The organism is Commensalibacter sp. B14384M2, assembly GCF_016101865.1.
GTDB lineage: Bacteria > Pseudomonadota > Alphaproteobacteria > Acetobacterales > Acetobacteraceae > Commensalibacter > Commensalibacter melissae.
The window spans coordinates 456,188-481,480 of record NZ_JACFPS010000001.1 but is presented as its reverse complement, the minus strand read 5'-3'; the positions used below and the strand labels follow the sequence as shown (position 1 = coordinate 481,480).

Below are 25,293 nucleotides of genomic sequence, written 5' to 3'. Positions count from 1 at the left end.
ATATTATCAATGATAAACGACAACCTATGTTATTACAACATTATCCTACATTATCCTACATTATACAACAATGAAGCTAATTTATCCATCTATATTGGATTATGGAAAGAGGATGACCCAAAAGCAATAGGGATAGAAGATATTGGCTATACACAAAATGACAACCTGTACAACCGATATGATTGCCTGGAAACAAAATGTTACCAGATGATATCTCTAGGCAATTCCCTCCTATCCGTAATACCTGAATTGCTGATCCAGCCACTGGATACGGCGTTTGGCGAAATTAAGGATGAAATTCACCGACCATTTCTTGCCATCATCTGAAATGACCTTGCCATTTCCCAGTCCGACCTCTGCGTTCATGATCCACAAATCAAGGTCTTTCCTTATCATGTCCGGATTGATAAGGTCTGATTTGTCCTTGATGATTTTTGAAAATGTTTCGTGGGATATCTTTCCCGTGTCCCTAAGGTAACGCCATCTCGCCCGTATTTCCGGCGTGAAACTGTTATGGATTGTTTCAAAGAATACCGGATCCTGCCCGTCAATCATCCTGTCACGTTTGGTTATCCATCCAATCCTGAAAGGATCACTGTCATCCGCACTCAGATATTGATCGACAATACCGAATGTCTGGTCCTCATCGTAGGGATATATATACGTGACACCCGATGCCGGCGTGGCATTCCAGCTGCACAGCATGAAATTGTTCACCAGACTGTCAGGGGAAAAACAGACCTCGCAGAGCAGGATATAGTCAATGAAACATTCAAGATCGATATATTCCCGATATGTCTCTTTCATGCTCACCCTGCCCGCGATACAGTCCGAAGACCATCGCAGGAATCTTTTCAGGAAACTGACACTGTCATCCGTGTTCGGATCGGGCGAGTATATCTCCCATTCTTGAGGATTGTAGTTACCGTCTGTCCAGAACGTGCTGGCATGATCGGGCTGGGCAAGAAAATGTCTTGGGTTCGATGAATCAATCAGGTACTGGTCATTGTCATTGTCCGACCTTATTATATACATCCCAAGGAATTCCCCGTCATGATACAGCTCGCATGGAAAACCGTCGGTTGAAAACAGCACTGATGTTCTCATTCCGAGATTGTCCCTGTCATAATAGGAATAGGCGGAGGCCGGTGCAAGCAGCCCCGCCTCATCCCGATGGAAATTCCGCCATATCTCGGTTGTGACGATATCCCTGAGCAGGGTTCTGTCTGTTCCGTAGCCTTTCAGGACAAGACCGTTCATAGGGGCCCAGTCCCCGATTTTCACCTTAAGTTTTTTACCTGTCTCCGCATTTTTGAACTTGATCTTGAAATTTTTCTTTGCGGAATTAAGGCTTGTCTGTCCCTGCAGGTTCCATGTTCCTGTCGAGGAAAACAGGGGTATTGTTCCCTCGAAAACGGATACACTCATATCCACACCGTCCTTGCCTGCCGGAATGTCCCCCCTGATAGAGACCCTCCATGGCCTGTCCGGTTTCGATATCACGATATAGTCCCAGTCACCAGCCGTGTTGTCATTTCCATACTGGACAAGGCTGCCGTTATTGACAAATCCTGTCGTTGGTTGTTTGGATAGATCAGCCATAGATCAACCTTCCATAATAGTTTCCAATACCGTCAGACATGAATTCGACAATAGTCACCGAACCCGCCCTTGTATCGATAAAAGGCTGTTTATCATGCCATCTGACAGATGCGTCGAACTCAACCTCGCAATTCCCCTCACAGGGTTGCTGGAGAATGACTGTCATGCGTTGCAGCTGACCCTTTTGCCCTTTACCGAGTGAAATACTGCACGCTTTCCGGAACAGAAGACGATAGCTGATCTCTCCCGATTTCGGGAACATCAGGGTAATGGCCGGATCATTCACGATCCTGTTTTCAACCGGTATACCGGCAGACAGACGGTCGACAATCTGCCCGCCTGTCATTTCCTGTCCCAACGATCCTTTCGCGAGACCCTGTGTCATGTCAAACCGGCTCATTTTGATTTGCCCTCAAGTTTCACCAGACGTGCCTCGAGATCGTTGATCTTCTGTTTATGAGCGGCCAAAAGCATGCAGAGAACCTCTGTATATCTCAGGTTCTGGCGTAAAATGACATTCCCTTTCTCATCCTTTGGCATTTCCTGGACAGACTTGAGGATCGGGTTCCCGTTTTTATCCCTCTCTCCTGTATCCACCATCCTGAATTCAGGTGATGCATCCTGCGTCCACATGGCATAATCGGACGGGTCAAGTCCGGCATCCATGATCGCCTTTTCGATATCCTGCGCGATAAAACCTGTATGGACACGCGCCTTGTCCTCACCCTTCTCTTTTATCGCGTCATTCAGCCTGTAATTGACAACATTGACATTATACAGGGCCTCCATCAGTTTTTTGTCTGAATTTCCGGCTTTCTCATCAAGGATGGACGTGACGGTCTTGACATTTTTGTCCGAGGTCACGTTTGGTGCGGTCTTTGTGAAAACATTGTTCCATGAATTCCCCCCACGTCCCAGATCACCACCGCCATCATTGAGGGGATGGAAGGAAATGGCCCCGAAAGCGAAATTGGCATTGGTTCCGTCCGACCATATCGTGTTGACAAAAGTCTTGTTGTTTCCCTCATTCCCATCGGAGTTCACGGAATACTGCATGTGAATTTCCCTGGAATTTGGATTGGGTTCATAATCCTGTGTATAATCATCATTTATTGCTCTCAGGCCCGCATTGATCCAGGTGAAACCGTCATCAATTTTTGGAGGCGGATAGGTGAACTGACCGGTTTTATCAAGAATTGTGGTTCCAAGGGGTTTGTTCGCTCCGTCCTTCGTGAAATAGGTATCGGGGTTTATCTTCTGGTTGATATCGTCAACACCCTTCTTCGCCTCATTAGCCGCCGCATTGATATTGGCGATATTGCCGTTTATATCATTTACCGTTTTGGCGACTTCAGAGATTGTCTTTGGTGTGACTCCACCATCAATTGAAACGGTACATGCGGAAAGATCAAGGTCTTTTGGAGAATTGTTAGCCATTTTAATATCCTGTTTGATTTTATTGATAGGTTTTAGGTCTGCATGTCAGTCTGGCGAGCAGAGAACGCCGCCATTGTTCATGCTGTGTCTGTAATGGACACTGCCGTCCGTAAGAACGATATTGCCGTCCAGGGACAATCCTTTCGGCATGGACTTGCCACCGTTGACATAGCTGTCCGGTGCGAGGAAAACGCTTCCGTTTACTGAAAAGTCATCAGGCAATGACGCGACCTGATCAATCGCCACGATCTGTCCGTTATCGTCCCTGAACAGTCCCGTATCCACACTGATGACTGTCCCGTCATCCATTGAGAATTCAAGATTGGCATCATTGCCCATCGCGATGGAGCGAATACCGTTGCCACGGACACCTGTAGCCCCCATAACGACAACAATACCGTCCTGATTTTCGTAAAGTATTCCCTCCTCGCGAATGGGAAGGATACAGACAAAATCAAGCGTTTCCTCATGTTCTGTCGTTATCTCGCAACGAACGGGAACATTCGAGTTCAACTCACCGCCACTCAGTCGAACCGTGAAAGTCTGGTCCTGGAATGTGTATTTGTCAGCCGTTACCTTGCTGTCACTGGCAGGCCCAACCTTCACCGATGCAATCCTGTCATCCGCAAGCATGCGGTTCCTTACAGAAAAACTGTAGAATTTCTTTTCTGTTGGCCCCTTGCATGACAGTTTCAGTCTGGTACTCCCAAGACATCCGCCAGGCAATTCAAATATTTCACGATCAGTCTGTGAAACATCTGTTTCCTTGTTATTCTGTATATTGTTTGGTTTGTCTTTATCCGTTGCGGTATCTTTGGATTCATCTTGATAAGGTATAGTCATCTTTGTATTTTTTTGGCTTTTTGAAAAATCATACACCATTATTTATATCCTGATTTTCTAGTTAACGTGTGAACTGGAATTTTATGTAACCTGTGGAACCGTCCCCTCCCTGCCATGTATGGGGTTTCTGTCTGTCCCTGGTGCATCCACCCGCACCACCGGCTCCATAACCGGAACCGGATTGTGCCTTGTCATCCCAGTTTGGTGTCCCACCCTGTCCCAGTGGTGTGCCTCCACCAGCACCCCCAAGGTGATCATCCTCTGTGGCGTTATCGACACCATGTCCCCCGTCTGCACCATTGGGACTTCCCCCCTTGCCACCAGCCGTGTCCAATATGCCGCCTCCGGCATAGGGTGTGTTTCCACCGCCACCGCCTGTCACCCTGAGTATCTCTGTTTCATCAATCCTTACAAAACTGTCACCACCATTGCCCCCTACCTCATAATTGCCAATTCCACCGTTCCCGATTTGTAAAAAAACCTTTTGGTTGGGCATCACGTCATGAACGATATCCTGCCGGTAACCGCCTGAACCGCCGCCACCTCCAGATTTTCCTCCGCCGCCCTCTTCACCGCCACCGCCACCGCCGCCACCGGCGATAAGCCATCCGATTTTCATCTTGCGGCATCCCCTGGGAATGACGTAGTCATACTGGCCGGCTGTCAGTTCAATGACAGGCTGATCATTCCATATCGCCTCTCCCCATTCCATCTTCGGTATCAGGTCAACGCCGGCCACCAGCACACGCGGTGTCTTCCCGATACTGTATCCGTTCCGGGACGCGTGGTTTCTCACCCCGTTGCTCAGGTCATTCAAGATATCCGCCGTTATCAGGTCGCCCTTCCTGATCATGTAATGGTCGAAGCCGTCCATCTCCCTACGGTATTTACGAACGACCTCGTTGTAATCATCCGCATAAAAAATACCGTTGATAAAAAGTGTGTTTCCCTCATAGTTGTGCATTGTTTCCCACCCTAGTTCTGTTTGATAACGCACTCGACATGACGGATTGACGTTTCATGACTGTTTTCCATGGAAAATCCGATATGTTTCTCACCGTCTCCCGCTTTTCTCGCCACACCGGATATTTCGGAAATGGTTATGGGATCACCCTTGTCGATCATGCCTGTCATGAGAACGGGAACACGGCCTGCCAGTGCGACCGGCAACGCGTTCCTCTCGTCCCTGATTGCCGTATTCATCACATAGGCTGGGGCTGTTGAGATTACCCCATAAAAAAAGCCCCCTATGGAGGCTCTCGTTATCTCTTTCTCACCGCCTATTTTCACAAGCGTCCCTGGATCATATCTCTCGTCGGCAATATAGTATTCCGCAAGGTCTGCGCAAAATGCGGACATGGAAACCCCGTTGAACTCTTTGGCATCAATGGTTCCATTGTCACGAAAATGAAACTCATACTTGTCATTGACGCTCAGTTTCACCATGCTTCCAACATTCAGCTGATCATAGAGCCATAATTTATAAAACAGGCCGTCATCTTTTTTGCAGAACAGTGCGTTTCCATTGAAATGTCCGCCATCATCCCATGTCCTGTTTCCGGAATTGATGGTGATGTCACCAGGCGTCTCAATGGTGTTGGCATTCATTTTACCGGATATGTCGGCACTGCCTGCATGAATATTTCCAGATGCGTTTATCATGCCCGCTGTTATCGAATTGCATGAGAAATCTCCAAGATTGCTGAGACGGAAATAGCCGGTTGTTCCACCACCTTTCACACCAAGAACAATATTGGTTCTGTCACCGATTATCTCCTCGACATTCACCCATCCTGACACGTCATCTCTGATCCATATATGATACATCTTGCTGATGTTCACCTTGCCATCGGACTTCTCAATACCATACATATTGATATTGCCGTTTACCGTCTGATTGTTGGTTGTAATCGTGTCGCAGTTTATGGATTCGTTGATCTGGAGATCATTGCATGTTAATTTTCCCATATTGCTGAGACGGAAATAGTTTGTTGTCCCACCACCCTGCACACCGACAACAATGTTGGTTACCAGACCGATTATCTCCTCGACATTCATCCATCCTGACACGTCATCTCTGATCCATAGATGGATCATCTTGCTGATGTTCACCTTGCCATCGGACTTCTCGATACCGCGTATATCGATATTGCCGTTTACCGTCTGATTGTTGGTTTCCAATAATTTGGAAAATTTAACATCACTTTTAACCTCTTGTTTGGTTTCTGATTTTAATCTTAAAAATTCTGAATTAGCCCATTTTATAGCACTATCAAATAAATTGACCCAATCAGAATTTACATTTCCAGGAATGGTTAGATTATTATCTTTTGTGGAAACCCAAAAATTATTGTTATCACCACTAACAATTGCATATTTTCTATATCCACCGATAGCATTTGCAAAAGATTGGTTAAAAGGGTTTATCTGTGCCAATTTCAAGATGGAATTCGTTATTCTATCTGAAAATATATTAATAGAGTCATTATCATTCACATCAATATCTAAAGTGTTTACAATAAATTGTGACAGACCGGATGCCGGAACTGTAGCCTGTCTCAATGTTTTGTTTATTTGTGATGATGATGCAATTCCTGATTTCACACCATTTTCATATATTCCATTTGTTGATAGTGCATCAACATATTCTTCATCTGTCAGAACATTGGCATTTATTCCTTGTGCCCAAGGATAAATATTATTTTTTACCATTTATTGGTTTTCCTCAAATTTGTATATGACATTTACCCCAGCAGGTTTTAAAGGCAAATAATTGTTTTCAATCATTGACCTGCATATTTTTGAAACTGAACCTTTTATCAAAAAGGTCACATTCATATTATTTTCTTCAATATCAGCAACATACCCGTTCGGCTTAATCGCGTAATTAATGATATTTATTGCACCTGGAAGCGTTCCATCCCAATGATTGCAAGCTATTTTTAATTTTATAAAAGTCCTGTAGATATTATCGGATAATTTTGCGATTTCATTTTTTGCATTACCAATTTCCCACCATATGCCCTCATCCCATCCCAATTTTTCCGTATCCCATGAAAAAAAAGCCTCAATATCAAGTGCGACATATCGAGATAATCCAACCCACATTCCAACAGCATCAAGTTGTGTTCCAGTCGCCGTGTCCAAATCATAATATTTATAGGCTCTTTCACAGAGATTGACTAAATCTGCAAAACCCTGGCATGAAAAGGCAACTGTTTGAACAAACTTGGGTTTGTCCTGATGTTCCGAGGTGATTAGATCAGTAAAACTATTGTCATAAGCTGTCATATTTACTCTGTTGCATTAATCGTTATGTTGGCGACTGGACACATGGGTTTCTGATTAAATGCCAGTTTCAAGTTTGATGAAGATAGGTTATTCCTGTCCAAACCTATCTGAATATCAATGATGTCATAAGTTAAACCGCCATTATCATTAGGCAAGGTAGATTGCGCAAACAATCTCGTTGTATAAATTACACATCCAATTTTTTGAGATAGAATATAACTTGAAACATTTTGTGCGATTGATTGACCAATTTCATTGGTATAATCTGTAAGGGCCTGCAATCTAATTGAAACAAAGATATCAATTTCAATTGGACGTAAAAAATTGATTGTCTGTTGTCCACCAATCGGGTTTATCACTGTAACACTTGTCTCACCATAAGTGCCAACACCCATAGATTTTTTGTTTGCGATGATGGTTGCTATTTCATTAGCGTCACCTCCATCAACAACAAGTGCTATACTGTTTGCAGGAATACCTTTTTCATCTTTATTGCCAAGGTTGTTTTCGTAACCCTTGACATCAATCACACCCTTTAGATTTAATATCGCACCTATCAATGCATCCATTATACTGTATGCAGATATCATTGTGCTTGCAGCCTGTTGAATACGCAAATCAGCATCAGACTGGGGCTCTTTCCCGACAGATGCCGTAGTTGCGTTCGTAACTGTCTGCCAGCCATTCGTTGGGGTTTTTATAACTGTCAATGTCGATATATTGACAGTTACCGCACCTGGAACCTGACATATGGAAGTTACCGTTATTTCTCCTGAAGACGGAATAACGACCGTAACAGGCAATTTCCATGTATAATTGTTAATTGTATCCTGTATCAATCCGTTTTGTATAATTGTTCCAGGAACACCAGTGATGATAACATCACAAGAGGAATTGCTACCATCCTTACGTTTAATTCCATTTATTTTTACATTACTTGATAATGCGGTACCTTGAGCCTTTGCGGGAGAAAATGAGTTGAAGACAGCTATCATGGCCTGATTGCTCGCATTTACAGCCTGAGCCTGAATGGCGATCCATTGTCCGTCCTGGGTTGAATTATCCAAGACAATATCCTGTCCATAAATTGAACGGTATTGTTCTTGAAACCAATTTAGAATAACATCATAAGTTGGAGCGGTAATACCTTTATCTGTCACATTACATATAATTTGAGAAATACTCATTTATTACGTTTCTCCATAATCTATTGATGTCTTGCCATAGGTTGTTTGTACAATTGCATTTACATTCAACTTACGGTTGTTAAGCCGGCTTTGATAATGTTCAATATGACTGACACCTTGTGTGTCCAATATTCTTTCTCTAATAACAGCATCATAAATATTGGCTGTATGTTCACCCAAAACATTGGTTGCCCAGGGTATCCCGTCACTTGTGTCGAAAAACCATTCCCCTGTCCATAATTTCAATCTTGAATCAAGCAGTTGAGAAACAACCCTTGGATGATCAGAAAGGAAATTGTTCAGGGATTGTCCAAACTGCATGTCTCCATTTTTATCAACAATTCTTATTTTCATTTTGGAGTTCCCGTTTCCTCACCACCAGGTTGAACACCACCATGTTTATGATTTTTCAGACTTATTCCTCCACCAATAACATCACCAGATGCTTTCATCTCACCTTTTATATTTACATCACCTTCAATATTGATGGATTTTGCCTTGATATTGATCTGATTGTTATCTAACTCGATTAACAGATCATCATTATCACTTTTTATCTGTAAGGAAGATGTGTTTATGTTTTTGAATGGTTTCGATTTGCTTGTCAGACCGACAAGACATATTCCATCTGAAAGATCATGCTGACGAAAATCATATGGTGGTTGACCTGTACCGGATTGCCACCATTCATCTATGGAGCGGCTTGCGAAAAGAACCATGCACTCATCACCGGATTTTATTGGGAAAGTTATGGAATATCCACCACCTCTCGGGAACATTACCGGACAATGGGGCAATATTGGTAAATCATGAAAAGTCTTGCTACCATCATCAATAATGTCATATCCCTTGATTGCCAGTTTCACTGATGCAACAGGTGTATTGTCTTGTATAAAATATTTAACGACTATACCTGGCAACATCGTCCACATACGTCCTTGCAAGGCATCACCGATCAATAAAAGTTCCTCTTGTCTGTCAGGATATCTTTCCCTGGTATCCATTAAAAAGCTCCTATGGTTCTTTGTGTCTGAACCGCCGATACATCAACGGCAATGCAACAAATAGTCGAGTACCAAACATTATCTCTTGTATCTCCCTCATGATCTACATAGGCGATACGATAGGTTCCTGTTGGAGATGTTCCTATAACACTTCTACGTTCAACACCATTTTCATTTGTCATGACCTGATTTCCACCATTGATTGCGCTATATGAGACATCGGCTTGCGCATCAAGAGTTCTGGCATCCTTTATTTGAACAAGTACATTTCTTTTTAAACGGGCGTTCATTAGGCAGGTTGCCTGAACGCCATCAGGAGTCTGAACGGGAACGCCAATAAGACCTGTTTTTGGTGACAGGATTATTGCCTCTTCATTTTGCGATTGTGGCTTCACCATATCTGGTATATGATAAAACGAAACACCATTATCATCTATATTCCATGCGGCAGATGTTGAATGCGCAAGAACACGACAATGATCACGTGTCATGCCATACATTATTTTCGGACGTGGAGCCGATCCTGTCAATGATGGGAAATCGCCTTTGCCAACATTTTCTTTTTTGGCCATATCCTCAACAATCTGGGAATGCGCATGTTTATATGACCAACCTGCCGGTAGCACTGCTGAACTTACTGCCTCTGCATATGCCATCCCACCAGTCACAGCTATAATTTCCAAAAAGGTGTCTACAGGATTTTCCTGTCCATCTCTAATTTGCTGTATTTTTCCCTCAAACAATACTGAAGATTCTTTTTGATAACCAATTGATAAACTAATGGATGTATAGAATGATTTGGCATTATTTATAGTAATTGGTGAAGGATTCCATATTTTTAATACAAGCTTTCTTGGAGTTTGAATAGTTCCATGCGTTACCCTGAATGTAATCCTCAACAAGGATAAATCTTCTGTATTACCTGCATTATCTGAAACCACTAATATACAGCTTCTCAAGAATTGTAATGACATAATTTATCCAATAAAAAAGCCACCCAAATGGATGGCTTGTATCGTTTTGATGGTTATTTAGAAAAACTGGTTATCTATACGGTAAGCCCAGATATGGGCTCACCATAGAGATTAGGAATCTGGTCGCTCATCGTTAAAATCATATATTCCGCAATGAATCGATATCATCATCAATATTCCCCAGTAATGAGGTGATGCATTTTAACGTATTTATCAACTCAAGTTTGTAAGTCGGGTCTTTTGGAGACAAACAGTCAATGCTCTTGATAACCTTCTTCATGATTTCATTATGGACATTCAGATTTTTCACGCAATTTTTTACCGTTTCCTCAATATAATGTATCTTTTTCTCGTGAGAGCAACTCTCGTTAATATTCAGAGTTATATTGGTCATAACACTAGCCATTCAATCTTTCATTCAATTGTTGAATAACAATTAATAATTTTTAATAACACTCTTGATATCCACGAACATAACCCTACATAAAAGAAGCCTATATATTTTTTAAACCATACTAGGTGCGTAGATAGTGAACAGATTGTTCAGAGAAGGTCACTATCTACAATATGGTTTTATCGATGTTTATCGATACAAATAATAAAGCTTGTTTATATATGATTAATATTCATTAACTAAAATTAACCAGTAAAGATAAGATATCAAGATAATATTTCTTAAAGGAATTAACTTTTATTTCTTTGAGTTATTAATATTTACTTAATAAAAGAGTATATATATTATAATCCACGTCATTAATTCCGGTGATTACTGTTCACGATCACGTCTATACATGATTCGAGAACATTTCGGACAATCTGGTCAGTCCCTTTGGCGTTATCCTCACCTGTTCACTGATCCTGCCTGTTCCATCACTCAATGAAACCTCCGTCACCTTATGCTCAAGCAATCCCTGCTTGATCTTGTCCTGATAGGCAAGCCAGTTCTTGTTGCCAGTCCGTCGGTAAATCCATTCATGGGAATTGAGATAGAAAAACAGTTCCTTTGGCCCCATCTGAAGATTCTTCGCCACGTCCGTGATGCATAACGAACCGTCCGCCGCTGCAATGCGATCAAATCCATCCGCCTTCGGTTTCAATTCCTTAATCTGCTCGGCTTGATCTGCAGCAAGACGTAATGCCTCAGGATAAGATTGTGGAATTTGGAAATGGCCAACAGGTTGATATTTACCTTGAACCAAATCATCATACGCACGAATGACCTTCAGATGAAAAGCCGGACTGATCCACATTGCATAGGCGTAAACAAGTTCCTTGACTACGTATGTTCCTTGGTTATTTCCACCCTTGATTACATTAACAGGATTAACCAATTTATCCGATGCTATAATTTTAGCATCGCCTAATTCATTAATTAATTCAACAGTTTGAGCATTTTTTAACCAATTACCTGGTCTTTTTGTTTCACTCATGCCAGAAGCACGATGACAGTCATTCAGACAGTAACGACCCTCATCATCCTGTCTGATTTTAGTGTTAGCAATTATTAATTTTTGATGAGAAAAAGAATGAAAAGGTTCATGTGAATTTGTATTTAGATTTTGATCCATAACGGCTCTCCTTTACCCTCATTAATAATGAGAGTATTTTTTCATCGTCTCTTGTTAATGCTTGAAAGAATTGTTGGTTGAGGGTACCAGATGAAGCCGACCCTGCCCCATCACCTTATCGATATGGTTCCGGATGATGTTCTCACCTTCATAACCGAGCCATTCACTGATCCCGTCGATGTGATAGATATACCGACCCGTTTCACGACTGATCTGGATCATCGATGCCTTGTCCATCCTGATAAGATAACGGTGTATCCTTCCCGAACATCTGCATGACAATGTCCGTCTCCCTTTCTGGGGAACATTCTTTTCCTTAAGGACGGCGATGATAGGTTTGTAGTATGTCACGAAAGCGGCGGATGGATCGAAACCTGTTTTCAGGAATTCGACATCCCGATACACTTTCTCGAAATCTTTCCGTAAAATGGCAACGGCCTTGTTGACAACCGATTTGGTTATCCCGCCGTATTGGATAGGTGATAATGTTTTTGATTGATTACGTAATTGATTTTCACACCAGATAAAATAACGACGAATTAGGCGACCCTTTTCATTATTCTCAACCATCGCCAATTCTTTGGCCATATCAAGAGTCAAACTATATGTTTTAGATTTTCTATCACCACCATGACTTAATTTTTGATTCCCCCGTTTGGGGGAATCAAAATATTGATAATCTACACCTTCAACAAAACTATATCTTGTTATTCTTTTTTGTATCCATGTAGAAAAATCTCTACCAACGCCTAAACATTCATGTAAATTTCTCGCATCATCAATTCCCAAAACATTTTGTCCACCGATTACAACATCTGTCGCAATACATAATTGAGATATTTCTGAAAACTCTTTTGGCAGTGTATTTGCATTATTAGAAATATTTGCTATATTCTGATTATTCATGTTAGAATTTCTTTCGTGATGATTTGAGATAAAGCAGCGGGTTCGTCGTCAAACTGTGCCGCTGCTTTTTTATTATCAAAATTGCATTTCATTATTTTTAACTCCCTCATTTTTTAAAATTTTCAAGCCAGTTTCCAAAATCTTGCACATGGCCCTTGTCCTGCTTGAATACTCATTTTCAATCCCCCATTTATCAATATTTTCCAATAATTTCGTTGGGATACGAAATGAAACATTACTTCGATCAATTAACGGAAATTTATTACCATATCCAATAGTCATTATTATTATTCCTTTTTATATTTTTTTAATGATATGCACATATTATGCATTACAAATTAGTATACTAAATTTATCTATAATTCAAGCTCTATTTGCAATTTTTTTGTATTACATATATTTATTTATGAATAACGGAAATTTATTAAGTATAAAAAATGGCACAAACAACTAGAAAGCGTAACATTAATAGAACTGAGAGCTTAACGATACGTCTTGATCCTAAAACAAGATTCGCATTAGAATTTGTATCAAGAATTACCAAACAAACAATCACAACAGTTGTAGAAAGTGCAATCAGGGATATAGCAGAAAAAACATATTCTGATATTTCTAAAACCTATACAGATAATTATAAAGAAGTGAATGACACCAATTGGAAATATTATTGGGACGTTAATGAGGGAGTTAGATTTATTAACCTGGCTAAAGATCCAAATACAAATCCTACTTATGATGAGGAAGAAATATTAGAATTTATAAAAATACATTGGAAATATTTTTCAGAAGATGAAGTTTTATATAGGTTACGAAGAGATTGTATTGATGTAATATGGCCCCATATAAATAAGTTAATTAAGATATGGAGAGAAACAAAATCAAACAATAGACAAGAAGCTTCTGACTATATGCAGCAATTACTTGATAAAGCTAATATATCCATAGATAAAAAAAGTTAATTAAAAGATTACAATCCTTTTATTTGTTAAATTTTTGCTCCCCCGTTTGGGGGAGCAAACAATATTGATCCATAAACATAAGTTATTTCTTAACATAAGGTTTTCCCCAAAACGGGGGAAAACCCTATAATAATGAAAAGGGTGTAGATAATATCTACATCCTTTGATGCTATAAACCGTAGAAAACTCCCAAAGCTCAAATTTGAGCTTTGGCGGAAAACAGCCATTTATAACCAAATCAATGATGCTATTTCTACTCATTGTAAAGCAGAAGAAAACTACAAATCTCCCATTTTGGTAAGTTTAGGAATAAAGATAAATTCTCCTTCTATAGGGGCCCTGAATCAGGGATCCATAGACCTTTAAACGAAAAGGGGGTACGCAAAACGTACACCCTATATATTAATGATAGTAATGAAGGATGATGTCGGTATTACCGACGCCATGGGTATAATGATTATGTCGGTATTACCAACGCAATCGGAATGATGAAAAGGATGTCATTAATAGTGACACCCTTGAACCATAGAAAACGATATAAACAAGGTTTGCTCCACCGTGGCGCGAACCCCCATTTCATCTAATTTTACCACTCATCAAATATGAGGAACGCTCCTATTTCCTGTATGATCATAGGTGACTCCATATTTGGCGTCACCTTCATCTGCAAACCACTCCAATATTATGACATTACTGCATAAAAATTATGTGATTTTGGTTTTTAAAATTTGTTCCATTCTGTTTTCTGTATGATGTCCGCGATAATGTCAAACCGCTCACCCGTCAGTATATTGAAGACTATAGTGAAGAGATTTTCATTTTCCCATCTGAAGATTCTTCGCCACGTCCGTGATACATAACGAACCGTCCGCCGCTGCAATGCGATCAAATCCATCCGCCTTCGGTTTCAATGCATTATTCTCATTTTCAAGCATCAAGCATTTTTCCGTATAGGTTAATAGCGTGTTTCTCAGAAAGATGGGATCATCAAGATTGACAACAGGCTGATATTTTCCCTGTACCAAATTAGAGAGCGAAAATCAAAAGTTATAAAGCTTACTCAAAAGCTGTTTGAACAAAAAGTTCAAAAGAGAATTAAAAGATTTCAAGAAAGGTTAAATAATAATCGTGATGGAGGGATAGAACTTTAATCATCATTAAGTAAGAAGTTTTGAAAATTCTTCATAAGGTAAAATATAATCTAAGGAAGGTATTGAATACACAAATTCTGTTATTGGTCTACCTTCATTTAAATTTTCAATATTAAAAGTTGCTTTTTCAAAAAGTTTATTTTCAGGTTCATCTCCTCGTTTTACTTGAGTTGCAAAAGATAATTCTGAATAAATCCAAGGAGATATTAATTTTTTATTTTCATTAATAGATTGTTTGGTCTCTAAGAAAAAAAAGTAATCTGATTTTTCAATCATTCTATGTAGAGCTGCACTTAAAATTAAAAAAAGATTGCTTGTTGTAAAATTTCTTTTATCATAATCATAATTACCAACGCTGTTTAAACAGCATATTTTATCAATTTCTTTTAATAATTCATATATATTTCCCCAAAGTATAGAGTCGACAAAAACCTTATATTCATATTCTTTTTCTAAAAAATTTGCTAAGTTAATGACCTTATTATTATCGCTGTGTGCGTAAGATAAAAAGATATCATATTTATTTTCTGGAAAAAATTTTTCAATAATATCATCACCAGATATAGTTGCTTTATTGTTGTTAATATCTTTTACAAAATCACCAAGATATTCATTAATTTTTTTGCGTTTATCGCTATAATCATTTAAATTTATGAATGATTCATTACTATAATTATCAAAATTTTCTACATAAAAACTTTTATACATTTTATTATACCTACGTAACTTATAAAAATACAAAATAATATTAATGATAAATAAAGTAAAACAGATACAGAATAAAGAGCTTTAAGCATTTGATAGCATGTAATGCTTTCTCTTTTTAAATTATATAAATCAGTAAATTGCAAATTATGACTGTGAAGTTTTTCTATAAATTTTTTATGATTGTTCCTGAAAGCGCGTTCCATACACAAGTAGTAAGCATCTAAAATCCAGCAAGTAATTATAGGAAATACAGCATACATACAATTGGATATTTGTTTATTACTAGCTAAAATAGAAAACACTGCTGCAGTTATAGCTAAACACCATTGTTTACAATTCACACTATTATTAGCAAGCCGCGTGATAATATTCTGAAGTATATTAATGTGTTGTTGTACCGCAGAGGAGTCATAGTTTAAAATTTTTTCTGACATGTGTGGCTTCTTATTTTAAATTTTTTAATAATCCGACATTAATAACAATTACCCACCGTAAAAGTATCTGAAAATCATAAATGATCTACTAATCATTTTTCATTTATCATGCACGATATTAACAAATTTTTTAGAAAATCTATAAATTTTACATTTCAAAATTATTTTACTATAGTTTCTAATTTCAAGTAATTTTCATCTTTAGAAAATCCCTGTTAAGATATATTCTCCTCATCCTTATTATTCCCCTTATTTGTGAATGCACAGGAAAACAATAGCAAATCTCCCAATCTGATAACTGTTGATGGTGAAGGGATATCGCAAACAAAACCTTATAAATTAAAATGATAAAACATTGCGCTTTGCGAGATGAATATATAACTTATTTGAAAACCAAAGGATGGTGCTGGGGCAAGCCAGGAGATTTTGTATATCAAGAAAAGTGGGAGCACTGTCAAAACTAGATAATGACATATAAATATGATTCATTTCCCAGATTATTGAAAGTCGGAACTTTATCAGAATTTCCATCTGTAACCACGACAAGACCAAACGAGAACTTTATATAGCTGAACTGTTCAAGCAAATTGGCCCCCGTGACAAGAGGAACACCCAACAGGATCGGAGTGCCGTCCGCATTCATAATATCAAGAATCCATCCTCCATTAGGCGCATTGCAATAGAACAGACGCAATTGATAGTTTTTTTGTAAAATTGAGATGTTGAAACTCTGGTTTGCTGGAATCAATGGTATTTCATACAGCTTGTTCATTGGAACAGCTCACTTATTCTATCTGACAGGCTGTCATTATCGACATTTTTCAATTGTTTCGTGCCCATCTTCAATTGGGATGATGTTTTGGAGGAAAATTTTTGCACATTTGTCGGGGTTGATATTTTCCCCATTGATGTCTCGACTATTTGCACAGACCTGCAATTCAATATGACCATCATGGAATATGTGGTGTTTTCAGTTGTTTCTGTATCAATGGATTCAATCAGGACATTTTTATATTTTCTCTTGCTTGTGACAACTGTACACAAAACACGTTTTTGTTGCAATTTTCTTAACGACTCATAAACCTCATTGATATAATTCTCTCCCAATTTACCGGTTACGAAATTGCTCAGCTTAAAATCGGAAAAATTTTCAGTCAAGGCTTTCAGACTTGAATTTGACCAACCCCATTCAAGCGTGAATTGAGGTGGAATAACATAGGCATGATCCGTAATTGCGGCACCGGTTTGAATGGGATGCGAGGTTATCCCCAATGTATCTTTATGTCGTTCACGCATGACAAGGTCAGGAATGACCTTAACATCTCCATTGCCAAGAGAATGACCACTGTTAAACAATAGACTGGTTGCAATATCGGTAAAACTCATGCCCTGCGTCCTTTCATATTTCTCACCAGTGAATTATTCTGAGCCTGCCGTGTTATATTTTTAATCTCGTTTGCAGTCGCATGCGGGTCTTTTGCTCCATTAACGGTAATATTCTGATTGATTGTTTGACTGTTATTGACACTTTTCTGTGCCATGGGCATCAATTTTGTCATCAGATCAATGTTATGAGCATAACCTATGCGTTTAAGCATATTCGGGTCATTCATGTTTTCCCCCGATATTTCAATATATTTATTAAAAGCCGCAGTAGCAGAATCAAGATCGGAAGATTTCATAAAATTTCTAAAGTTCTTTGTTTGATCTCCATTCTTCAATTCCCAAACCGCCGCTCTCATGGCATCCGCAAAATTTGCTTTCCATACATCAATACCTGTACCTTTCAAGATTTTGTCACGACGATCTTCATTCCATTGCTCCAACCCGCCATGACCTCCCGGCCCTTTTTTCGCGGGATCAAGACTGCTTTCCTGTTGCCAGTTCCCGATCATGGCAATAGCGTGAACCCTGTCAATCCCTTGAGAGGTGAGATATTGCATGGCCTGCTGAACCCTGTCAAAATTCAGGCCTGTCAATTTTTGCTGGGCACCAACAACAGCACCCGCCGCACGCTCCCTATAATCCCGCATCATTTGATCAGTGGCCTCAGCATCTTTTTTACTGAAATCCTTTAGGTCATCGAATGCCAGCTTGATATTATCCCATGATGAATTGAATCGACCATTTAGCAGGTCATCCAGCGCGCCACTGATATGCTGGATCAATTTTCCAAGTTCCGTAAAGGTCGCGAGAAACTCTGTTTTGAAATAGCTTAATAAAGGGGCTGTCCATTCTCTAATATTGGGCCACATAGTCCTGAAAATATCCATGATATTCTCTATGGATTTTGTGAACGCATCGATACCAGGTTTCCATTTTTCCCAATCTATTAGGGATTTGCTACCATCTTTCCATTTTTTATAATCATTGTATAAAGAAAGGATAAACGCCCCAAGTAAGAATACAATACCCAGGGGAGTTGCCTTCAATGCCGTTGATAGGACTACCCATCCCAAATATAGCTCACCTAATGTTTTGATCCATCCCAATGATCCATCATCCAGTTTCATAAACTGATTATAAAGACCGGAAATGGCATCAACACCTTCGCTGAACATTCTAAACAGTTTTTCAGAAAGATCGATCACGAAACGCGATATTTTTTCAATGGCATCAGTTATTTCCCTTGAATGGGATATCAACAAATTGCGGAATTTTACAATATCTCCGCCAATACCATCCATTAGGGAGACAGCCACACGGTCTCGTAAAGCCTTTATCGCGACAGCGGTCAGATTGAACTGCCGCATGAATTTCACTGATTTTCTGGCGGCCTGATCCTGATTGACACCAACAGCCTTATAAATATCAGAATATTGTTTTCCAAAATTTCCCAGGCCTCGCATCATGGCCTGAAGAGTGTTTTCATCAATTCCCAACACGCCCGCTGATGCTTTGGCCTGCCAGTATGGCATTGTCTTGAATTGTGAGGAAAGGTCTTGCATGATCATGGATGTGTCACGCAATCTGCCTTCAGCGTCCCTGGTATTGACTCCCAAACGTTGAATGAACGATTCCGCTCCGGGAGAAGACCTTAAAAAGTTGCCAATTGACTGCAAGCTTGCTCTTGCCGCCTCCGCATTTCCCCCAACCTGTGACACTGCAAAAGCCAATTGCTGCATACCAGCTACAGTAGACTGAGCTCGATCACTTGAAAACTCAAGCTGATTATATGATTCGGCAACTTTTGAAACGGCAACAACCACACCCATGAATGATGCGGTAACAGCCAATGCTGTTTTTTTAACTGTTTCGAGAGCCTCAATAAATCTCTGTTGTCCCTGCTCGTCGATTTTCCAACCCAATCCGACAAGGAATTCCTGAATTACACTAGATGATGCCATTGTTTTTTATTGATTCTGATTTGCTTTTTGAGCTCTTATCTCGTTTTCCGCCTTTGCATTCAACGCGTCATTCATAAGAGCGAAATCATTTAGATCAAGTGTCCCGTTATATAGTGATTCCATTTTACATATACCTGCCAAAACAGGACGCATCATGAAATCCATACAATCCGGCAATGTAACTGCCTTGAAATTTACGCCGCACCCAGTCGCTTCGTATTGGAGGGGACGGCGGGAATAAAACCCCCGAGATTGTATAAAATCACTGACCATGTCAATGTAAGCATGTCAGGCAATTCAATCCATTCATAAGCCAAACCACCAGTTCTATGCCATATCGGGAAATCACGTTCATGTTCTTCATCACGATATTCCACAGTCTGCAAACACGTGCTAATGATATAATCAGCATCATTATCTGATAATTTGGCTATTTCCTCACCAATTTTAGTTAAATTAAAAGATTTTTTTGCCTCCATGATGTTGCTGCCAGAAGGAACACCATCAGCAAATGAGGCGATAATTGGCGCAAGTCGACGTGTCAGATGAAACTGTTGCATCGCCGATAATTTTTTAAAAGTAAATTTTTTACCCTTGATTACCACATGATCGCTGATTTTAAAAAAATCTTCTCTAAATGAATTTTCCAATGTTGATTTTTCCATTTTTAATATGTTCCCAACATACCTATAATTTGACCGCAGTGAAAAGACCATGTAAGTATGGCACCATTATTTGCATATGATATATCCGGCTGTTTTTGAAAGGCGCAGGTATTGCAGACAATAGTATCTTTTGAATTTTTCTGTTCAATTGAAATGGTATTTTTTCCCCATAGGGAAGATGACATTCTTGTCGCATTGTAAGCCGCTTGCAAAAGTGCGTTTTTGGGACTCACCTGGAATAATTTTACCGAGACAGTACCAGCATTTGTTGCATGTAACGAATGCATTACCGTATGATCCGCCCCAGTCAACATGGTATTTTTGTCACCCACCATTTGAATGGTGATACCTTCTTCCGCATTTCCGGAACCCTCTCCCAAAGAAATGGAAAATCCTGGCCCACCTATAGTACAGGTAACGTCTAAAAAAGAATAAGTTGATCCTACTTGCATATCTAATTTCTCACATTAACAATAAGATTGGAAAAATGAACGGCTCCAGCCAGTTTACAGGCTATCTGCATAGTCACCGCCTTACGGGCTGCCCGATCAGCGGAAGATTGTGTGGCAATAGGTGGAGCATAGATATAATAGCCATTATTAAGCATATGATTTGTTTTCAGAATACCTATATCTGGGCCATCCCATAATCCTGGTGCAAAAAATCCATTAATGACATATTGTTGACAAACCTGATCATAGGCATTTTTTAGAGTTGTCATCCCTTCATCTGTCAATGGTATTTTATTGTCACTATATAAAAGGTTGAAACCGGCCACTTGTAAGTTATTTTGCAATGAATCAACGCCTATTCTTGTATCAGCCCATGTTCCATCAGACATATACCCTTCCTGAATAATTGATTCACCATTCTGAAGAAGAACAAAAACATTGCATTTTCTTGATGCGAGAACTTTATATTGTGAAGATGTTAATGTTTCACTTTCAATTGTAGGTTCATTTTTAAACTTTAGAGTTAAAGTTGTATTTTCACCCGTATAATCAACAGTTGCAATTCTTGCAAAAGCACTGATTGCCGCATAAGGATTTGAAGAACTGTACTGGCACCATGTTCGAGACAATTTTGCCTTGTTTAATAAATAAGCCAGATTGTTGTCACTGTTTTCCTGAATGGCTCCCACTTCCCGAGTTGTCACCCATAATGTCCTGGAAGGGGAAAAACCTTCTATATCTTTTGCGACTTCCACAATTTGCTGATTATCAATTTCCTTGGAAAAGGCAAGTCCCAATCCATACCAATCACAGGAAGATTGTGAAAGCCCCAATACCGCTTGTCGCAAATCATTTTCTGTTCCTTCAAAATCCATTCTTGCTATATATAGAGTTGAAGGTTGCGGTGACTGGGCAAAAAAAACTTTCGCCGCATTGTATTCTGGGCTATCTACCGTAAATCCATCAGTGGCGAGTGCATCTAAACTTTCATATAAATGCAAGGTTTTATTATCCAAAACCTTACTGTCACCCAATATCAAGAAAGAACCAAAATTACGGGTGGATGTAGCTTGTGGTTCAAGGGTAACTGACACATTGACAATATCAGATAATGGCAGACCTTGCGTCATTTTATATTCTCCGTTGTGAATGATTGTTTAACATATTCCGCTGTAATGACGCCATCTGATGAAACAGCACTTTTAATAGGATAAATTCTTTTTTCATGACGTCTTATTTTTAATGTTATGTCCGTTCTTGGTAAAAATAGCCTATTGATCAATTCAGGAAATCTTATGGGATTTGTTGCATTCATGAATGCCATTCCATGTTCTGATAAAATAATCCTGTTTTGGGATAAGGTTAGACCAATCCGTAAATTCATTGCATTCAATGTTGCGTTTGGCCCATAAAATGAGACAAGCAATGATAAGGTTTCATGGAAACCAACAATCAATCCAATTCCATCCTGGAAATATTTATAGTCATTAATATCTGGTTCGATATCGACAATACCCAAAGCACACCAATCCATATTTCTATCTGGTTGCGGTGGAGGGTTTTCTTGCCAACGTCTGCGACATAAATTTCTTGATAATCCTGTTATTTGTGAAATTAAGTCGCCAAAGATTATATCTAAATCTTTGTCATTTTCCGCACCGCTACCTTCTGTTGGCATAATTCCATCAGGCGTTGGAGAATTGGCTTTCATGCTGTATCACCATTATCTCTCATATTTAAAAGAGCACATTTTGCCATTGTGTAGCCAAGTCCAAAATTTCCCCAATTATCAACTGATACAACCACATATGAACTGTTATTGACATCAATAATATCTGCCGATATATCATCATGACCAGCAATCAGATGAAATTTTGTATACACAGTACATCCGCCTTGCAATCGTTCAGCATTAGGCAATCTTATCAATTCCTGTGCGGATATCGGTTGAACCACACCATGTGTTTTATATTTGAAAGTATCAAGTTTACTTTCACCATTTTCATCAATCCTGTTAATCGAGCGTTTCACCTCGATAAATTGTGAAAAATCAGGATCATCCAATACATCTGTAACATCTAAAAAAGGCATGGTTTAATTTTTCTTCTCACGAATTACATAAACAATACTATTTTGTAAGTTTCCAGTATCGATTAAAGGTTGAGCTAAAGAAGTCCCAGGAGAGCCTCCATTCAAACGATTTTTCAATTCTTCTTCAGCACCGATTTTTGATCCACCACCTCTTCTTATTCTTGCTTTTAATGTTGCATCAGAAAGTGGTGCAAATGGCCCGGTATCCATTTTATCCTTGACTGCACCAACAGCCATTAAACCAACTTTATGCAAACCCTTTATGAATTCATTTTCCCTTCCATTCAAAGCATGGGCACCAGCCTTTTTTAAAATATTAACAGCTGTATTTTTGACGGAATTTACTCCAGGAACCAAAAAAGGTCTTGCAGGTATGTTATGTTCAGGAGAACCTGTTTCCAGGACATATCCAATCAATGCGTTGCTAACACCAGTTCCATCATTACGATCAGCTGTGTCTTTGGGAATACCAATTAAGACACGTTTATTGGACATTGATCGAATTGTTTTCAATATTTTTTCAGATTTGTCATTATCTATTGAAATTCTCATCAGAATTGCAATCCTCCCAACAACCGTCCATAACGCTTCGACCAAATCCAATAACGTTGTCCATATGAGGTCAGGTTATAATAGCCTGCATCGCTATAACATGCGTTTCCTGTATCATAACTTTTGCTTACAGAACCAACGGACTTACTGGCAATAACTCCGTTGGTTAACCCTGGTGTGGCATTCCCATTCTCATTTTGGTTAATAGATATAACCAATTCATGAGCCGCGAATAGACATACACCCCATTTCCAATTATCTCCCCAAAGATCGATATTGACGAATTCAATACCAATTTTGATGAAACTCAATATTGTTTGATCTGGATATCGCTTTTGTTCAGTATCATCGCCTTGAATAAATTCTGGGAAATAATAAAAAAAATCATCAAGACCTATTTTATGGGTTGAGTCTATGATGATTTCGTTATTATTTTCCATTTTTATTATTCTTATTCAAACCAGTTTTTTGATCATTCTGATTGGGTGGTTCGGGTGGATCAAAATCTCTCTTGTTTTCTTCCAATACAATTGCCCGTTCTTTGACAAAAGGATGAGAAACAAGTTTGTCATCTATTTCATGTCTACCCACCTGATAGTATATTTTATCAATAAAAAATGGGTATTTAACCAATATAACAGACATTATACACCATCCATATATGAAACTGTATCAGGATAGACAATTTCCACCTGTCCTAATGTGCAATAATAACAAAGTGAATATATTAAATTGGAAACAGATAAAGTTGACGCTTGAAGAGGTGTCATTGGATAACGAACATAATTCTGATCTTTTGTATAGAATACTATCCTGTTTTCCTTGTTTTTACGGACTTCAGCATCCAGCCATTTAACAGGGTAAATATTTAAGGGGGCACCATTCATTGACTGTGTATAAACATTGTTCTTTTTAATATACTCCAATATGGACATTGTACCAGCTGCTGATACGGTAATATTTAATTTATTAAACAATTTAGGTGGCACCAGAATATGAGATGGAGGGACACGAAATGCACTTGCTTTCCATGTCTGTGACATACCATCTAAAATACTGTCCTGAATGGCTTTTGCATCAGCTGTATCCCATTTTATGGTTGAATTGCCAACTGATACATCGGCATGATTGGTTAATCCATATGCTTTATCCCATTCCGGTGCACCCATATAAACCATATGATCTATATTCATTTGATGGGCGGATTGTATTGCGGCCAATTTTTGTTGATCAATTGGCTGCCCAGTTTCTTTTGATCTTTGCAATTCAAGTTCTGAATATTTTAAATTGTAAACAACATCCCTGATAGGCAATGTTACTTTTTCAGTATCAACACTTGCAGATGGAATAGCGGTGGATTCATCACCAAACCATGGAATACCAGAACCAGAAGCTTCGGTACCTCCTGTCAATCCAAATTTAGACCTTGAAAAACTTGATAACTGATGGGCAACCGTGATATCTTCACGTAAATCAATATCCCTTGACCAGGAACAATACTGCAAAGGTTGGTGAAGAATATAGTCATATTTTTCCAATTGACTTATAAGATAAACACCATTGCTATCATTAACTTGTACTCTTGAAGTATCATATGTTATAGGCATAATTATTTAATCCCAAAAGAAATTTCTGTTATTCCATCAACACCAGCATTACCTTCAAACTGTGCATTCGGAAGCTTAATAGTATTCCCATCGCCTGAATCAGCGGCCTCAACACCTCCCAAAGGGGATGTATCAGATGGGGAACCAGTACGGATAAAAACAGCTGCACCCTTTTTCGCCATTGCCGCTCCATATAATCTGACAGTCATATAACCACGCCTTGCGACTGGAACCGCACCACCGTTAACTTGTGGATATCCGCCAAAACCATCATCTGCGATTGCACGACTTGGAAAATTACGCACTAAAAAACCCTGGATAACATCTGCTGTATCCTTTTCTGCCAAAGGAACAATTCTTCCTTTATCATCATATTTTACAGGTCGTCCGAAACCGTATTTACTCCAATCGGCATCAGGTGATAAAATTTCACTGAATACATCACCATTAGCGGATTGCCTTGATAAATTTCCTTCAAAACCTGTGTCTATTCGATATAAATAAGCAACCATTTA

General features: G+C 39.2%; 34 protein-coding genes. 1 reads left to right on the top strand and 33 read right to left on the bottom strand.

The annotated features are described in order from the left end of the window. Positions 1-231 precede the first annotated feature (231 nt). The 15 genes from H3R33_RS02280 to H3R33_RS02210 all read right to left on the bottom strand — a co-directional run bounded on the left by H3R33_RS02280 (position 232) and on the right by H3R33_RS02210 (position 13,094). The gene (locus tag H3R33_RS02280) at positions 232-1,428 is read right to left on the bottom strand and encodes a CotH kinase family protein (RefSeq protein WP_232351104.1); all 1,197 of its coding nucleotides are present in this window, start codon (positions 1,426-1,428) and stop codon (positions 232-234) included. 166 nt (positions 1,429-1,594) lie between these two features. Then, the gene (locus H3R33_RS02275; RefSeq protein WP_198184682.1) at positions 1,595-2,002 is read right to left on the bottom strand and encodes a hypothetical protein; all 408 of its coding nucleotides are present in this window, start codon (positions 2,000-2,002) and stop codon (positions 1,595-1,597) included. Then, positions 1,999-3,039, bottom strand: coding sequence for a tail fiber domain-containing protein (locus tag H3R33_RS02270; RefSeq protein WP_198184681.1), 1,041 nt, complete (start codon positions 3,037-3,039; stop codon positions 1,999-2,001). Before H3R33_RS02270 ends, H3R33_RS02275 begins: the two co-directional genes overlap by 4 nt. A 45-nt stretch (positions 3,040-3,084) precedes the next feature. Then, positions 3,085-3,921 carry a hypothetical protein gene (locus H3R33_RS02265; RefSeq protein WP_198184680.1) on the bottom strand — a complete coding sequence of 279 codons (837 nt, stop codon included), beginning with the start codon at positions 3,919-3,921 and terminating at the stop codon, positions 3,085-3,087. A 22-nt stretch (positions 3,922-3,943) separates the two neighbouring features. After that, positions 3,944-4,846, bottom strand: coding sequence for a glycine-rich domain-containing protein (locus H3R33_RS02260; protein WP_198184679.1), 903 nt, complete (start codon positions 4,844-4,846; stop codon positions 3,944-3,946). Between the two features lie 11 nt (positions 4,847-4,857). Further along, on the bottom strand, positions 4,858-6,594 hold the full coding sequence (locus H3R33_RS02255) for a hypothetical protein (RefSeq protein WP_198184678.1): 1,737 nt from the start codon (positions 6,592-6,594) through the stop codon (positions 4,858-4,860). Further along, entirely contained in the window at positions 6,595-7,173 is a 579-nt protein-coding gene (locus H3R33_RS02250) for a DUF2612 domain-containing protein (RefSeq protein WP_198184677.1), read from the bottom strand. 2 nt (positions 7,174-7,175) lie between these two features. Then, positions 7,176-8,360, bottom strand: coding sequence for a baseplate J/gp47 family protein (locus tag H3R33_RS02245; RefSeq protein ID WP_155569789.1), 1,185 nt, complete (start codon positions 8,358-8,360; stop codon positions 7,176-7,178). A 3-nt stretch (positions 8,361-8,363) separates the two neighbouring features. Then, complete coding sequence (locus H3R33_RS02240; RefSeq protein WP_230880462.1) at positions 8,364-8,714, bottom strand: hypothetical protein; 351 nt, start codon at positions 8,712-8,714, stop codon at positions 8,364-8,366. Continuing rightward, the gene (locus H3R33_RS02235) at positions 8,711-9,364 is read right to left on the bottom strand and encodes a Gp138 family membrane-puncturing spike protein (protein ID WP_155567734.1); all 654 of its coding nucleotides are present in this window, start codon (positions 9,362-9,364) and stop codon (positions 8,711-8,713) included. Before H3R33_RS02235 ends, H3R33_RS02240 begins: the two co-directional genes overlap by 4 nt. Beyond that, positions 9,364-10,338 (bottom strand): hypothetical protein, encoded by a 975-nt coding sequence (locus H3R33_RS02230; protein ID WP_198184676.1) that lies wholly within the window; start codon positions 10,336-10,338, stop codon positions 9,364-9,366. The genes H3R33_RS02235 and H3R33_RS02230 overlap by 1 nt, the downstream gene beginning before the upstream one ends. A 139-nt stretch (positions 10,339-10,477) precedes the next feature. Continuing rightward, positions 10,478-10,732, bottom strand: coding sequence for a hypothetical protein (locus tag H3R33_RS02225; RefSeq protein WP_155567732.1), 255 nt, complete (start codon positions 10,730-10,732; stop codon positions 10,478-10,480). A gap of 391 nt (positions 10,733-11,123) precedes the next feature. Then, positions 11,124-11,906, bottom strand: a complete 783-nt coding sequence (locus H3R33_RS02220; protein ID WP_198184675.1) for a phage antirepressor KilAC domain-containing protein — start codon at positions 11,904-11,906, stop codon at positions 11,124-11,126. A 54-nt stretch (positions 11,907-11,960) separates the two neighbouring features. Further along, a complete protein-coding gene (locus H3R33_RS02215) occupies positions 11,961-12,812 on the bottom strand; it encodes an antA/AntB antirepressor family protein (RefSeq protein WP_198184674.1) in 852 nt (283 codons plus the stop codon). A gap of 75 nt (positions 12,813-12,887) precedes the next feature. Further along, complete coding sequence (locus tag H3R33_RS02210; protein ID WP_198184673.1) at positions 12,888-13,094, bottom strand: hypothetical protein; 207 nt, start codon at positions 13,092-13,094, stop codon at positions 12,888-12,890. A gap of 155 nt (positions 13,095-13,249) precedes the next feature. Here H3R33_RS02210 and H3R33_RS02205 point away from each other — a divergent pair, with 155 nt between their 5' ends. Continuing rightward, entirely contained in the window at positions 13,250-13,771 is a 522-nt protein-coding gene (locus H3R33_RS02205) for a hypothetical protein (RefSeq protein WP_155572452.1), read from the top strand. Between the two features lie 457 nt (positions 13,772-14,228). Here the strand turns inward: H3R33_RS02205 and H3R33_RS09120 are convergent, their stop codons facing one another. The 18 genes from H3R33_RS09120 to H3R33_RS02120 all read right to left on the bottom strand — a co-directional run bounded on the left by H3R33_RS09120 (position 14,229) and on the right by H3R33_RS02120 (position 25,290). Next, a complete protein-coding gene (locus tag H3R33_RS09120; protein WP_255520029.1) occupies positions 14,229-14,351 on the bottom strand; it encodes a hypothetical protein in 123 nt (40 codons plus the stop codon). Between the two features lie 235 nt (positions 14,352-14,586). Then, on the bottom strand, positions 14,587-14,796 hold the full coding sequence (locus tag H3R33_RS02200; RefSeq protein WP_155572450.1) for a phage antirepressor KilAC domain-containing protein: 210 nt from the start codon (positions 14,794-14,796) through the stop codon (positions 14,587-14,589). A gap of 132 nt (positions 14,797-14,928) precedes the next feature. Then, positions 14,929-15,630: a toll/interleukin-1 receptor domain-containing protein gene (locus H3R33_RS02195; protein WP_198184672.1), complete on the bottom strand. Its 702-nt coding sequence runs from the start codon at positions 15,628-15,630 to the stop codon at positions 14,929-14,931. Then, positions 15,609-16,064 (bottom strand): hypothetical protein, encoded by a 456-nt coding sequence (locus H3R33_RS02190; protein WP_155572448.1) that lies wholly within the window; start codon positions 16,062-16,064, stop codon positions 15,609-15,611. Before H3R33_RS02190 ends, H3R33_RS02195 begins: the two co-directional genes overlap by 22 nt. 460 nt (positions 16,065-16,524) lie before the next feature. After that, complete coding sequence (locus tag H3R33_RS02185) at positions 16,525-16,836, bottom strand: phage baseplate plug protein (protein WP_198184671.1); 312 nt, start codon at positions 16,834-16,836, stop codon at positions 16,525-16,527. Continuing rightward, positions 16,833-17,450 (bottom strand): phage baseplate protein, encoded by a 618-nt coding sequence (locus tag H3R33_RS02180; RefSeq protein ID WP_198184670.1) that lies wholly within the window; start codon positions 17,448-17,450, stop codon positions 16,833-16,835. The genes H3R33_RS02185 and H3R33_RS02180 overlap by 4 nt, the downstream gene beginning before the upstream one ends. Continuing rightward, positions 17,447-19,411: a phage tail tip lysozyme gene (locus H3R33_RS02175; protein ID WP_155572428.1), complete on the bottom strand. Its 1,965-nt coding sequence runs from the start codon at positions 19,409-19,411 to the stop codon at positions 17,447-17,449. The genes H3R33_RS02180 and H3R33_RS02175 overlap by 4 nt, the downstream gene beginning before the upstream one ends. Before the next feature lie 6 nt (positions 19,412-19,417). Further along, complete coding sequence (locus H3R33_RS02170; protein WP_198184715.1) at positions 19,418-19,588, bottom strand: DUF6889 family protein; 171 nt, start codon at positions 19,586-19,588, stop codon at positions 19,418-19,420. Positions 19,589-19,605: 17 nt separating this feature from the next. Further along, complete coding sequence (locus tag H3R33_RS02165; RefSeq protein WP_155572426.1) at positions 19,606-20,076, bottom strand: phage tail assembly chaperone; 471 nt, start codon at positions 20,074-20,076, stop codon at positions 19,606-19,608. Between the two features lie 2 nt (positions 20,077-20,078). Further along, positions 20,079-20,528 (bottom strand): phage protein, encoded by a 450-nt coding sequence (locus tag H3R33_RS02160; protein ID WP_155569803.1) that lies wholly within the window; start codon positions 20,526-20,528, stop codon positions 20,079-20,081. 2 nt (positions 20,529-20,530) lie between these two features. Next, positions 20,531-21,658 carry a DUF3383 family protein gene (locus H3R33_RS02155; RefSeq protein ID WP_198184669.1) on the bottom strand — a complete coding sequence of 376 codons (1,128 nt, stop codon included), beginning with the start codon at positions 21,656-21,658 and terminating at the stop codon, positions 20,531-20,533. Next, positions 21,655-22,239, bottom strand: a complete 585-nt coding sequence (locus tag H3R33_RS02150) for a hypothetical protein (protein WP_198184668.1) — start codon at positions 22,237-22,239, stop codon at positions 21,655-21,657. The genes H3R33_RS02155 and H3R33_RS02150 overlap by 4 nt, the downstream gene beginning before the upstream one ends. Further along, positions 22,236-22,619, bottom strand: a complete 384-nt coding sequence (locus H3R33_RS02145) for a hypothetical protein (RefSeq protein WP_198184667.1) — start codon at positions 22,617-22,619, stop codon at positions 22,236-22,238. Before H3R33_RS02145 ends, H3R33_RS02150 begins: the two co-directional genes overlap by 4 nt. 3 nt (positions 22,620-22,622) lie before the next feature. Continuing rightward, complete coding sequence (locus tag H3R33_RS02140; RefSeq protein WP_232351040.1) at positions 22,623-23,222, bottom strand: hypothetical protein; 600 nt, start codon at positions 23,220-23,222, stop codon at positions 22,623-22,625. Next, positions 23,171-23,611, bottom strand: a complete 441-nt coding sequence (locus H3R33_RS02135) for a DUF4054 domain-containing protein (protein WP_155572423.1) — start codon at positions 23,609-23,611, stop codon at positions 23,171-23,173. The genes H3R33_RS02140 and H3R33_RS02135 overlap by 52 nt, the downstream gene beginning before the upstream one ends. Continuing rightward, positions 23,601-23,816: a hypothetical protein gene (locus H3R33_RS02130; RefSeq protein WP_155569809.1), complete on the bottom strand. Its 216-nt coding sequence runs from the start codon at positions 23,814-23,816 to the stop codon at positions 23,601-23,603. Before H3R33_RS02130 ends, H3R33_RS02135 begins: the two co-directional genes overlap by 11 nt. Continuing rightward, positions 23,816-24,778: a major capsid family protein gene (locus H3R33_RS02125; RefSeq protein WP_155569810.1), complete on the bottom strand. Its 963-nt coding sequence runs from the start codon at positions 24,776-24,778 to the stop codon at positions 23,816-23,818. Before H3R33_RS02125 ends, H3R33_RS02130 begins: the two co-directional genes overlap by 1 nt. Positions 24,779-24,780: 2 nt before the next feature. Beyond that, positions 24,781-25,290 (bottom strand): hypothetical protein, encoded by a 510-nt coding sequence (locus H3R33_RS02120; protein WP_155569811.1) that lies wholly within the window; start codon positions 25,288-25,290, stop codon positions 24,781-24,783. Between the last annotated feature and the right edge of the window lie 3 nt (positions 25,291-25,293).